Here is an 11,802-nt window from a genome sequence, read left to right as displayed (position 1 = left end):
TCCGGCCGCCGGGCCGACCGGGCACGGCGGGGCCGCGGGGCCTCGGATCTCCGGCCCCGGGCGGCCTTGGCGGCCCGGGACCGTCCACGCACCGCGGGCCGGGTCGTACGCGCGCGTACGACCCGGCCCCGGTTCCTGTCCGTTCCCCGTCCCTGCTGGTTGCTGTCTCCGCTGGTCCCTATCCCCGGCTCTGGCCGCGACGACGGCGCGTGAACACGAGCAGGCCCGCGCCGAGCACGCCGAGGACCGCCGCGCCGGTCGCGTACATGCCGACCTGCGCACCGGTGCTGGCGAGGAAGCCGCCCTCGTCCTTCGGCTCCGAGGAGGGCGTGGACGGGGTGGGGACCGGCTGCGGGGACTCCTCGGCCTCGGTCGGCGTCGGGGCCGGGGTGCCGGGCCGGGAGGCCGAAGGGGTCGGGCTGCCGGGCACGACGGGCGGCTGCGACGGCTGCTCGGGCTGGGACGGCTTCGGCGTCGGGGTGCCGGGCTTGGACGGCTCGGGCTTGCAGGTGAAGGCCGGCGAGCCGGTCCACGGGTAGTTGTGGCTCTCGTTGCCCGTGCCGTGGGTCCTGATGTCCCCGCCGACGTACACCCGTCCGTTGGTGCTCGCGGTGAAGTCCGCGGAGGCCTTGGGGGCGAGGATCGAGCCCATGAAGTTCCCGCCGCCGCCGAGGGTGAGCGAGGGGGCGCCCGCGAAGTTGTACAGGATGCGCGAGGCTGCCTCACCGAAGTGGGCCGAGCTGTAGACGTCGACGCGGTCGTTGTTGAAGCCCACGGACATCGGGGCCATCGACACCGCGTGGGAGCCCGTCACATTGACCACGACGGAGTCCCCGTCGGGGATGGACTCGAACGTGAACGACGAGGCGCCGTCGAGTTCGGCGGCCGATATCTCGAAGACCTGGAGGTCGCCGGTGCCCGCGCCGGTGCTCTTGAACGTGACCGTTTCGCCGGTGCGCACGGTCGTGCCGGTGGGCTTCAGCTTCCCGAGGGAGGCCGACTCCTCGCCGATGGTGCTGTCGAACGACTGGTAGGGGCTCAGGGCGCGTTCGGCGCCCAGGCCCGAGGCGAGCTTTCCGCCGTTCGTCGTCAGCTCGCCCTTCTCGTCGATCTTCTTCCCGACCTGGACGGCGCCGCCGTAGCCGGAGCTCGACGTGAGGCCGAAGCCGACGTCCACCTTGGTGCCCTTGGCGATCGTCAGGTTGCCGCCGACCGCGAGCATGAGCTCGCCCGCGTCCGGCAGGATGCCGGAACCGGCCCCGACCCGGCCGATGTTGAAGATGCCGCCCGAGTCCTTGGCGAGCGTCGCGTCGCCCTTGACGACGAGCAGCCCCTCCGCCTCCGCGGACGAACCGTCGACGGTGTAGTCGCCGCCGGCGAAGAGCGCCACGTTGCCGTCGGCGAACTGCGGATTGTGGCCGATGCCCGGAAGTCCGGTGGACGGGCAGTACTTCGGCCCGTCGTCGGAGGCGGCGGGGGCCGCGAAGGCGCTCCCGGTGCCGAGCAGTCCGAGGGAGAGGAGAACGGCGAGTGCGGTGCCGGTCCGCCCGACGGTTCTTCCGGTGACGTGCATGAGCTGGGTCCTTGTCTTTTCTTCGGGAGAATTCGGGAGAATTTCGGGAGGGACGCGGCCGGGCGCGGCGGGAGAACCCGTCGGCGCGGCCGGGGGAGCGGGAAGAAGCGCGGGTGCCGGGACCCGCTGCCGGTACGAATTCCTACCGGTACGCATCCCCGTAGGGACGCGAATCGCCGTACCGGTACGCATCCCCGTACCGGTACGAATCTCCATACCGGTGGGAATTCCGGTCGGACGATTCGGTCTCCGACCGCAGGGCCGCACGGGTCATCGGCCCGTAGACGCCCGGCTCCTCGGGAATGTTCCGGGCCTTCTGATAGCGGCTCAGCGCGATTTCCACGGCCGTCGTGAAGTTCCCGTCGGCGCTGCCCAGGTACAGGTGGAGCTGTTGCAGCCTTCGCTGGAGGTCCTGGACGTCGCGGCCCGTGCTTCCCAGGGCGGGGCCCGGACGGTCCGCCGGTCGGGTCCGCTCCCGTGGGGGTGACGGGTGGACCTCCGGCGGACCGGCCGGAGTTGAGGGGGCGCCGGAGGGCGGCGTGGACGACGCCGCCGACGGCGGCACGGACGCAGGCGTACCGGCGGCGGACGGCGCGACCCGCACGTGGGCCGGTTCCTGGCCCGGACGCGGTGGACGGGTGGGCGAAGCGGAGGTGGAGGCGGAGGCGGAGGGGGCCGGGGTGGCGGAGTCCCGGGTGGAGAGGGTGGAGGAGACCGGAGCGCTGAATTCGGTGTGGCGCGCGGTGAACGCGTCACAGAGCAGGGAGACCGATATCGCGGTGCCGATCCCCACGGTCACCGTGCCGATGAGCAGCGCGGGGGACTGCTTCCGCCGCCTCGCGGAATGCCGGGCGGCCCTGCGGGCCGAGGGAGCCGGCCGGGACGGGGACGTCGCAGGCGAAGGGGGCACGGGTGGCGCGGGAATTCCCGTCAGGGGAGCGTTCTCCTCGAAGAGTTCGATATCGGCCGGGCGGGCGCCCTGACCGTCCCGGCGGGAAGCGGACACCTTTCCGAAAACCTGGTCCTCGCCGTAGGAAGCCCGGCCGTGTGCCGACTGCGGGGCGCATTCCATTTCCGTTGTGCGCGGCGTGAATTGCTGAAAGCCCACGTGCTCCGAGCTCCTTGTCCGGGCCGTTCGACGAAGTTGATCCATATGCGGGGGTTCGGGGCCGTCTCACGCGCCTGAACGGCGCATGCGTGCAGACGGGAAGAGGGTCGCGCGGCACATCGGGAACTCCAGGTTGTGACGGAATCGAGGATGTGGGGAGGGGGTTCCGTGACCTTCGCGTACAACGTGAGCATGCGTCAACTTTGAACAAAACGTGCCAAGGGGTCAGCGATCGGACATGCCACCTTAATTGGAAATTAAAGCGTGACGTACATCACACTTCAAAGGTGAAATGTGGGCCTGTCCGACTGCGGGCCGAGGGGGAGGGTGCACGCGGATACGCGGATACGCGGACGGGCGGCACACGGGACCCCGTGGTCCCGTGTGCCGCCCGTCCCCGGCCCGAGGGCGCTTCTCAGTACGTCAGGCCGTACCCCACCGGGTGCAGCACCCGCGTCGGGTCGTCCGCGCGCTGCACCGGGACCGGCAGGGTGCCCCGCGGCTCGGCGCGGCCCGCGATCACCCGGGCGGCGGCCCGCAGTTCGACATCGGTCCAGGAGTACGTGGCCAGGTTCGCCGCGAAGCCGGTACCGGCCAGCTGGGCGACGTCGTACGGATTGCGGATCGCCACCGTGATCACCGGGACGCCGGTCGCCGCCAGCGCGCTCACCAGGGTGCGCTGGGAACTGCTCGCCGAGACGTTGTACGTCGCCACGACCACCGCGTCCTTGCCCCGCGCGGCCGCCACCGCCTCGTCGATCTTCGCCTTGGCGGGGGCGGTGCCGGTGGACAGCGCGGTCGCCGCGTACCCCAGTTCGCCGAAGGCGGTGGCCAGGGTGGTGGTCGGGGGTCCGGTGGTGCCGGAGGGGGAGGCGGGATCGGCGCCCACCACGAGCAGCTTCCGGTGGGAGCGGCGGGAGAGCGGCAGCACCGCGCCGTCGTTGGCGAGCAAGGTGGTGGTGCGCTCCGCGATCCGGTCGGCGGCGGCGAGGTGCGACCGGGTGCCGACGGTGCGGTCCACCCCCGAGCGGCTGACGAACGGGTGGTCGAAGAGCCCGAGCTTGGCCTTCAGCCGCAGAATGCGCAGGATCGATTCATCGATCCGGGCCTCGCTGATCTCGCCGCTCTTCACGGCCGCCAGGACGGCGTTCCAGGAGACGTCCAGGCTCGGCGGGTTGAGCAGCTGGTCGACGCCGGCCTTGAGCGCGAGGACCGGCACGCGGTCGTCGCCGTACTTGGTCCGCACCCCTTCCATGCCGAGCGAGTCGGTCACCACGACGCCGTCGTAGCCGAGCTTCTGACGCAGGATGCCGGTGAGGATCGGGTGGGAGAGCGTCGCCGGGTCCTCGGCCGGGTCCAGGGCCGGGACCACGATGTGCGCGGTCATGATCGAGTCGATGCCGGCGGCGATGGCGGCCCGGAACGGCGGCTCGTCCAGCTCGGCCCACTGTTCCCGGGTGTGGGTGATGACGGGCAGGCCGGTGTGGCTGTCGGTGCTGGTGTCGCCGTGGCCCGGGAAGTGCTTGGCCGTCGAGGCGATGTTGCTGCTCTGGTATCCCTTCACCTGCGCGGCCACCAGGCCCGCCACGGACTGCGGGTCGGAGCCGAAGGACCGTACGCCGATCACCGGGTTGGCCGGGTTGACGTTGACGTCGGCGTCCGGGGCGTAGTTCTGGTTGATGCCGAGCGCGGCCAGCTCGGCGCCCGCGATCTGCCCGGCCCGGCGGGCGTCGGAGCGCGAACCGCCCGCGCCGAGCGCCATCGCCCCGGGCATCAGGGTGGCGGGCTCGCCGACCCGGCAGACGATGCCGTGCTCCTGGTCGGTGGAGACGAGGAGCGGCAGCGGGGTGGGCCCGGCGAGCCCGGCGCGCTGGATGCCGTTGGAGAGCTCGGCGATCTGGTGCGGGTCGCGGGTGTTGTGCGCCCAGGTGAAGTAGATGATCCCGCCGACGTGGTACTTGGCGATCATCTCGGCGGCGGTGCGGACCCCGATCTCGGCCAGGTTGGCGTCGATGTCGGCCTGGTCGGGGTCGGTGGCGGAGTGCCCGTACACCCGCATCACGAAGAGCTGGCCGACCTTCTCCTCCAGGGTCATCCCGGAGATGATCCGCCTGAGGCGCTTGGTGGTGGCGGCTGTGTGGTGCTGCCCGCCGCCGTGGCCGCTGCTCGCGGACCGCTGGGCGGCGACCGCGCCGGGGGCGAGGCCCGTGCCGGTGACGGCGGCGACTGCCGTCGCGGCGGTGGCGGTGAGGAGGGTGCGTCTGGAGGTGCGGTGGTGCACGTGAGCTCCTTCGGCCGTACTCGGGAACGAGGGGTGGTGAAAGAAACTGCCAAGGAGCACGGATATCCAGAAAATAACTTCCGGTCAAGGGCCCGGACCGTTTCGGTCCCGTGCGGCGCGCCGGTCGGGAGGGGGCTCGTGGTGGGTTCCGTGCGGGGTGGTGGTTGGGAGGGTGCTTGCGGCGGGGGCGGTGCGGGGTGTCGGCCGGGCGGGGGCTGGTGGTGGGGGCGGTGCGGGGTGTCGGCCGGGCGGGGGCTGGTGGTGGGGGCGGTGCGGGGTGTCGGCCGGGTGAGGGGTCACGGACACACGGGCGGCCTCAGCCCCACCGCGGCCCCGTGCGTCCGCAGCGCGGACACCGTCGCCGTGATCGCGGGCCGACGGGCCGCCTCCGTACGCCACAGCGCGTACAGCCGTCGTACCGGCACGGGATCGAGCGGCACCGCCACCACCCCCGGCGGCAGCTGCCCCCGCCCCAGACGCGGGATCATCGCGACCCCGAGCCCGGCGGCGAGCAGGGCCAGCTGGGTGTGGTTCTCCTCCGCCTGGTGCCGGATGTCCGGCTCGTAACCCGCCGCGCGCAGGGTGCGCACCAGCCAGTCGTGGCAGACCGTCCCCGGTGGCTGGCAGATCCACCGCTCCTTCGCCAGCTCCTCGCGCCGCACCGCCTCCCGCCCGGCCAGGCGGTGCCCCTCAGGCACCAGCAGATCGCACCGGTCGTCCCCGATCACCGCCTGTGCCACGCCCTCGGGGGCGGGCAGCGGGGCGATGTCCCAGTCGTGCGCGACCGCCAGATCGATCACCCCCTTGGCCACCAGGTCGACCGAGAGATGCGGATCGACCTCGGTCATCCGGACGTCCAGGGCCGGATGGTCCCGGTCCAGCCCCGCCAGCACCCCGGGCAGCAGCCCGCGCGCCGCGGAGGCGAAGGCACCGACCGACAGCCGCCCGGTCGGCAGCCCCCTGCGCTCCTCCAGCGAGGTCTCGGCACGCTCCACGATCGCCAGCAGCTGCTGCGCCGTCTCGGCCAGATGCAGCGCCTCCTCGGTCAGCGCGACCCCGCGCCCGCGCCGTTCGAGCAGCGTCGTACGGGTCTCCCGCTCCAGCTTGGTGATCTGCTGCGAGACGGCGGACGGGGTGTAGCCGAGCGCGGCGGCGGCGCCCGCGACGGAGCCGTGGACAAAGACCGCGTGCAGCGCGCGCAGCCGGGCGAGATCGAGCACCGGACCTCCCGGACCTCGGTGAGGCGTCGGTCGGCGCGCCTGCCGGACCCTCACGCGATTCATTAGCAACACTCAATTCCACCATGAAGAAATCCGCGCTGGTGCTACATGGTCGGTGCGGGTGATCCTCGGGGCATGCGTCCCCTCCACATCGCCCTGGCCGCCCTGGTGGCCGCCGTCTGGGGTGTCAACTTCGTCGTCATAGAGCTCGGCCTCGCGCACTTCCCGCCGCTGCTCTTCTCCGCCCTGCGCTTCCTGGTCGCCGCGCTGCCCGCGGTCTTCTTCGTCGGCCGTCCCAAGGTCGCCTGGAAGTGGATCGTGGGCGTCGGACTGGCCCTCGGGGTGGCGAAGTTCGGCCTGCTCTTCATCGGCATGGACCGGGGGATGCCCGCCGGTCTCTCCTCCCTCGTGCTCCAGGTCCAGGCGGTCTTCACGGTCCTCTTCGCCGCCGTGGCACTCGGCGAACGGCCGGGCGGGGTACGGGTGCTGGGGATGGGCGTGGCCCTCGCCGGAATCGGGGTCGCGGCGGTCGACGAGGGCGCGGGCGGGCCCATGCTCGCCTTCGTCCTGGTGATCGTGGCGGCGGCCTGCTGGGGCGTGTCCAACGTCCTCACCCGCAAGGCGGCCCCGCCCGACCCGCTCAACTTCATGGTGTGGGTCTCGACCGTCCCCGTACTCCCCCTGCTCGGCCTCTCCCTCCTCTTCGAGGGCTGGGACCGCGACACGGAGGCGCTGGCCGCACTGGACTGGAGCGGCGCCGGGATCATCGTCTACGTCGCCTGGATCACCACCGTCTTCGGCTTCGGCGCCTGGGGCTTCCTGCTCCGCCACCACCCGGCCTCCTCGGTGGCCCCCTTCACCCTGCTCGTCCCCGTCTTCGGGATGTCCTCGGCCGCCCTGCTGCTGGACGAGTCGGTGAGCCCGCTGCGGTGGTGCGCGGCGGCGCTGCTGGTCGGGGGAGTGGCACTGACGTCCCTGGCGGGGGCGGGGCGGAAGGGGGCGGCGGTGGCGGAGGAGGGCGCCGCGCCGGATCGGGCGGCGGGCTCGGAGGCCGGGGCGGGAGTGCCGGCGGTCGTGGAGTGCGATGCCCGGGTTCCGAGGTGACGCTGATCGGAACACCCCGCCGGCACCGGCCGCGCCATCCGGGAGGCCGGGATGCGCAGCCCGCGCGGGAACACGTCGAGAGGTGGTTCTCACGTGGGGGCACGGTGCTTCGGTACCGGTCACCGTGCCGGATCGGGTTGCTGTAGGCGTAGCCGACCGGCCGTTCGCCGACGGCCCGGACCGGCGCCGACGACGATGGCTCCCGGACATCGTGGATGCTCCACGCGGACGCCCCCGGGGCGCGCAAGGCTGTCCTTCTCGGTGACGGCTCCGTGCGTGGCCGTGATGTCGGCCCGGATGTGCCGCGCGGGATGCTGGAGGGGGACGGCCAGGCGTGGGCGCCTTTCGGTGTGGCTGGGGGCTGTGCCGCAGCCGCGCAGCAGACCGGTCCCCAGGGTGCGGCGGGGCGCGTTCCTCTTCCGCGTTCCGGCGCGCCGTCACCTGATCCGGAACCGGGGCGGCCCGCCGAGGAGTTCTGGCGGCACTGACCCCGACACCGGTGGGCCCGGCCTCCGGGGGGACGGGGGCCGGGCCTGCCGGTGGTCAGGTGGTCGTCGATGTCGCTCCGGTCGGCCGCCGCGCCGAATGCGTCTCCCGCCTGCCGATGCCACCACGTCGCCGGAGCCCGCCCGACCCGTGGCCGGGGCCGGGCCACCTGTTCCAGGGGGTACGGGCCGGAGTCGCGCCGGAGGCCGGGGCGGCCGGTCACTCCTCGTCCGGGCGGCTGCGGCTGCACGCGAGCACGCCGGGCACGGCGGCCAGCCGGGCGGTGAGCGCGGCGGCGTCGCCGTGGCCCTGGAGCGCCAGGGCGATCTCCACCGTCCGCCCGTCGGACTCCACGCCCGGCGTCGTCGGTTCGGTGACCGTGCGCAGTTCGCACACGGAGAACCCGGCCCGTGTGCACTGGTCCAGGAGTTCCCGCAGCAGCCCGGTGCCCTGGAGGTAGACGATGCGGAATCCGGTCGGCGCCTCGTGCCCCGAGGACAGGCGGCGCAGCAGCGGTCGTACCCCGTAGGAGACTCCGAAGTAGCCGGCGACGGCCAGCACCGCGAGCAGGGGCAGGCCGGCGGCGGCGGCCGAGCCCACCGCCGCGGTCAGCCAGACCGTGGCCGCCGTGGTCAGCCCCTGCACCGAGCCGCGGTTCACGAAGATCACACCGGCGCCGATGAAGCCCAGCCCCGACACGATCTGCGCCGCCATCCGCGAGGGATCCAGCACCACCGTGCCCGTGTGCAGCACATCGGTGAATCCGTACTTGCTCACCAGCGTGAACAGCGCCGCGCCCGCACCGACCGTGGTGTAGGTCCGCAGACCCGCCGCCTTCTGCCGGATCTGCCGTTCCACCCCGATCACCCCCGACAGCAGCAGCGCCACCGCGAACTCCACGACCTGGGCCCACCCCTGCCCCACCGGCTCACCCGGCCACACCGCCGCCGTCATGTCCCAACCTCCTGTCCCTGGGGTAACACTTGACGCTATCGCCTCAATTGCCCCCTGCCCGGAAGGGCGGACGGGCACGCACGCCGGTCGCGTCGCTTCCCACTCGCCGCGCACACGGTCCGAGGACGAGGAGGGGAGGCCGCGCCGGACCGGGTGGCGGGCCCGGAGGCCGGGGCGATCGCTTCTGTGCCGACGAACTGACGGGAGGTCCGGCGCACGGTGTGCCGAGCGGGGCGGCCGGTGATAATCGACCGATGAGCACCATCGATCGCCCCATGCCGCCCCTGAACGCCGACGAGCGCACGACCCTTGCGAGCTGGCTCGACTTTCACCGCGCCACACTGGCCATGAAGTGCGAGGGGCTGGACGACGCACAGGCCGCCACGGCGGCCGTGCCGCCGTCGGGCTTCACGCTGACCGGCCTGGTCCAGCACATGGCGGAGGTGGAACGGAACTGGTTCCGCCGCGTGTTCGCCGGGGAACAGGTCCCGCCCATCCACGATCCCGGGGCCGCCCCGGACGGCCCCGACGGTGGTTTCGACGTGGCCGAGGGCGCCACCCTGAGCGGTGCCCTCGCCACCTGGCAGGCGGAGATCGCCCGCGCCCGTGAGCTCTGCGCCGAGCGGGCCCTGACCGATACGGGCCGTTTCATGGAGCAGGACGTCAACCTGCGCTGGATCTATGTCCACATGATCGAGGAGTACGCCCGGCACAACGGCCATGCGGACCTGGTCCGGGAGCGCATCGACGGCGCCACCGGCGTGTAGCGCCGGATCGTGGCGCACCGGCCCCCTGACTGGTGCGCCCCCGGGAGGCACGCGGGGCCCGCGCACGCGGGGACCACGTGCCCGGGGGACGCGGCCCGTCTGGCCCCGAAGCCGCGGGCCCGCGCACGCGGGGACCACGTCCGGCTGGTCCTGGACGACTTCACCGAGCACGGAGCGCCCCCGCCCGAGCCCGGAGCGCCCCCGCCCGCGCGGGGTGCACCGTTCCCGAGCCGCGGTCCGGGCGATGCCCGGCCTCAACCCCGGCCCCGGCCTCAACCCCGGCCCCGGCCTCAACCCCGGCCCCGGGCGCACCGCCCTACCGCCCCGGTGCGTCGCCCACCCGCAGCAGGTACTCCCGGCCCGCGGCCAGCAGCCCCGGCAGCTCCGGCGCGTCCGGGTGCCAGCGCTTCTCGTACTCCCAGCAGACCCAGCTGTCCGGGTCGAGCGTGGCCAGGCAGGATTCCAGGGGCAGTACGCCGGTGCCCAGGGGCAACGGCTCGGTGTTCTCGGCCGAGGCGATGTCCTTCACCTGGACGTAGCCCAGGTGCGGGGCCAGTACCGCGTGGCTCGCGGGCGGTTCCTCGCCGGACAGCCAGGTGTGCATGACGTCCCACAGCGCGCCGATCCGGGCGTGCCCGACCGTGCCGACGATCCGGGCCACGTCGACACCGGCCCGGTGCGAGTCATGGGTCTCCAGCAGGATGCGTACGTCCTGGTCGGCGGCGTGCGGGGCGGCGGCGGCCAGTCGGCGGGCGGCGGTCGCGTCGGCGGTGGCGGGGTCCTGCCCGCCGCCGCCCGGGAAGACCCGGACGTTCGGCGCGCCCAGGTCGTGCGCCAGGTCGACCAGTTCGGCCAGCTCCGCCAGTACGGGGGCGTCGTCACCCTCGGCGGCGACCCGGACGTAACCCGCCACGGTCAGGATCTCGACGCCGCCCGCCTTGAACTCCTGGACCACGGCGGCCCGTTCGGGTGCGGAGAGGCCCGGGTGCACCGGCTCCTCCGGGTGGGCGCGTAGCTCCACTCCCTGGTAGCCGTTCTCGGCGGCGAGCCGGACGACATCGGCGACCGGCAGCCCCGGGACTCCGAGGGTCGAGAAAGCGAGCTTCACGTGGGTGGTCCTTCCGTCGTCGTCCGGCCGCCCTTCCGGCCCGGCCTCAGCAGGGCTCCCGGAGCAGCTGCCCCAGACTATCCAGCAGCCTCAACGAGTCAGCCCGTTGGCGGGGCCCGAGCCGTCCGCCCGGCTCGGTCGCCCCGGCCGGGGCGTACGCCACCACCCGCGACGCCGCCGCGGCCTGACGGGCGAACATGGCGAGCAGGTCCAGTGCCCGGATGTCCGTGCGGGCGCGCGGGGACGGGTCGAGGACCTCCAGCACACCGAGCACCCTGCCGTCGCTTCTCGGAGTCATCACAGACCTCTTTCGCCGGGGTGGAGGGCCGCGGGCCGAACCGCACGTCGGCCGCGGAGAGATGGAGGGCGTTCTTGAGCTGGAAGGCCGTCATCCTGGGATGGGCCGAGAGCAGACGCGCGCACAGCCCGCTGACGTACGGGGTCGCGAAGCTGTTCCCGGTGGTACGGATCGAGGTGCCGCCCAGCCACGGCACCGTCACGTTCTGGCCGGGGGCGAAGAACTCCACCGGCGGGTCGGGGTTGTAGAGGTGCAGGTCGGGGTCCGCCCCCTGATGGCTGCCCACGGAGATCACCGAGGCGAACCGCCACGGACAGCTCTCCACGGGGGAGTTGTGCGCCGAGGCGACGACGACCGTGCGGTTGAAGTAGGCGTGGTCGGCCAGCGCGTGCAGCTCCTCCGCGAACCGTGCGCGGGTGGTGGACAGCGACAGGTTCACCACGTCGAACCCCTGCTCCACCGCCCAGCGCAGCCCGGCCAGCAGCACGTCCCCGGTGCCGGAGAACCGCTCGCCCAGCACCCGCACGCTGTGCAGTTCGCACTCCGGGGCGGTCCGCCGGATGATGCCCGCGCAGGCCGTGCCGTGTCCGCAGGAGTCCCCGGTGTCGGTCGGCCGCACCTCGGTGCCGCCCGTTTCGGGGTCCTTGGCCATCACCCAGGAACCGTCGACCGGGCCGACGCCCGGATGGTCGCGCTCGACGCCCGAGTCCACCACGCAGACCCGTACGCCCTGCCCGGTGCCCGGCAGGGCCCCGGCACCGTGCCCGGGGCCCGGGTTCGCGAGGACAGGAACGGGAACAGGAGCGGGAGCGGGCCCCGTACGGGTCTCCCGCCCCTGGGCCCTGTCTTCGAACTGCCGTCTGCCGTGCGGCGTCCGGCACGCACGCTCGCCGCGTTGTCGGG

Annotated in this window: 10 protein-coding genes and 2 pseudogenes; 4 read left to right on the top strand and 8 right to left on the bottom strand. The window is 73.2% G+C overall.

Annotated elements, in window-relative coordinates:
- Window positions 1-178: 178 nt before the first annotated feature.
- Together ACFVFH_RS04645 and ACFVFH_RS04640 are read right to left on the bottom strand one after the other, a co-directional pair.
- Complete coding sequence (locus ACFVFH_RS04645) at window positions 179-1,573, bottom strand: choice-of-anchor A family protein (protein WP_383763267.1); 1,395 nt, start codon at window positions 1,571-1,573, stop codon at window positions 179-181.
- 142 nt (window positions 1,574-1,715) lie between these two features.
- Window positions 1,716-2,138, bottom strand: coding sequence for a peptidoglycan-binding protein (locus ACFVFH_RS04640; RefSeq protein ID WP_383763607.1), 423 nt, complete (start codon window positions 2,136-2,138; stop codon window positions 1,716-1,718).
- Here ACFVFH_RS04640 and ACFVFH_RS04635 point away from each other — a divergent pair.
- Window positions 2,113-2,556, top strand: a complete 444-nt coding sequence (locus tag ACFVFH_RS04635) for a hypothetical protein (protein WP_383763625.1) — start codon at window positions 2,113-2,115, stop codon at window positions 2,554-2,556. The genes ACFVFH_RS04640 and ACFVFH_RS04635 overlap by 26 nt on opposite strands.
- 540 nt (window positions 2,557-3,096) lie before the next feature.
- On the opposite strand, the gene ACFVFH_RS04630 is transcribed toward ACFVFH_RS04635, so the two are convergent.
- Together ACFVFH_RS04630 and ACFVFH_RS04625 are read right to left on the bottom strand one after the other, a co-directional pair.
- Window positions 3,097-4,962 (bottom strand): glycoside hydrolase family 3 protein, encoded by a 1,866-nt coding sequence (locus ACFVFH_RS04630; RefSeq protein WP_383763264.1) that lies wholly within the window; start codon window positions 4,960-4,962, stop codon window positions 3,097-3,099.
- Window positions 4,963-5,258: 296 nt separating this feature from the next.
- Entirely contained in the window at window positions 5,259-6,182 is a 924-nt protein-coding gene (locus ACFVFH_RS04625; RefSeq protein WP_383763261.1) for a LysR family transcriptional regulator, read from the bottom strand.
- Between the two features lie 135 nt (window positions 6,183-6,317).
- On the opposite strand from ACFVFH_RS04625, the gene ACFVFH_RS04620 reads away from it, so the two are divergent.
- Window positions 6,318-7,286 (top strand): EamA family transporter, encoded by a 969-nt coding sequence (locus ACFVFH_RS04620; RefSeq protein ID WP_383763258.1) that lies wholly within the window; start codon window positions 6,318-6,320, stop codon window positions 7,284-7,286.
- Between the two features lie 215 nt (window positions 7,287-7,501).
- Window positions 7,502-7,774, top strand: a complete 273-nt coding sequence (locus ACFVFH_RS04615) for a DUF6087 family protein (protein ID WP_383763255.1) — start codon at window positions 7,502-7,504, stop codon at window positions 7,772-7,774.
- A gap of 217 nt (window positions 7,775-7,991) precedes the next feature.
- Here ACFVFH_RS04615 and ACFVFH_RS04610 read toward each other — a convergent pair whose 3' ends face one another.
- Entirely contained in the window at window positions 7,992-8,726 is a 735-nt protein-coding gene (locus tag ACFVFH_RS04610) for an MgtC/SapB family protein (protein ID WP_383763253.1), read from the bottom strand.
- Window positions 8,727-8,980: 254 nt separating this feature from the next.
- On the opposite strand from ACFVFH_RS04610, the gene ACFVFH_RS04605 reads away from it, so the two are divergent.
- Complete coding sequence (locus ACFVFH_RS04605) at window positions 8,981-9,493, top strand: DinB family protein (protein ID WP_383763251.1); 513 nt, start codon at window positions 8,981-8,983, stop codon at window positions 9,491-9,493.
- 316 nt (window positions 9,494-9,809) lie between these two features.
- Here ACFVFH_RS04605 and ACFVFH_RS04600 read toward each other — a convergent pair whose 3' ends face one another.
- The 3 genes and pseudogenes from ACFVFH_RS04600 to ACFVFH_RS04590 form a co-directional block, all read right to left on the bottom strand.
- Entirely contained in the window at window positions 9,810-10,601 is a 792-nt protein-coding gene (locus tag ACFVFH_RS04600; RefSeq protein WP_383763248.1) for a sugar phosphate isomerase/epimerase family protein, read from the bottom strand.
- 46 nt (window positions 10,602-10,647) lie between these two features.
- Window positions 10,648-10,887 (bottom strand): annotated as a pseudogene (locus ACFVFH_RS04595) (GAF domain-containing protein); the annotation flags it as partial.
- Between the two features lie 100 nt (window positions 10,888-10,987).
- Window positions 10,988-11,611, bottom strand: a pseudogene (locus tag ACFVFH_RS04590) (S8 family serine peptidase); the annotation flags it as partial.
- Between the last annotated feature and the right edge of the window lie 191 nt (window positions 11,612-11,802).

This window comes from Streptomyces sp. NPDC057697 (assembly GCF_042799335.1).
Lineage (GTDB): Bacteria > Actinomycetota > Actinomycetes > Streptomycetales > Streptomycetaceae > Streptomyces.
Note: the sequence above shows the minus strand (reverse complement) of the source record. Positions and strands in the feature narration are given on the sequence as shown.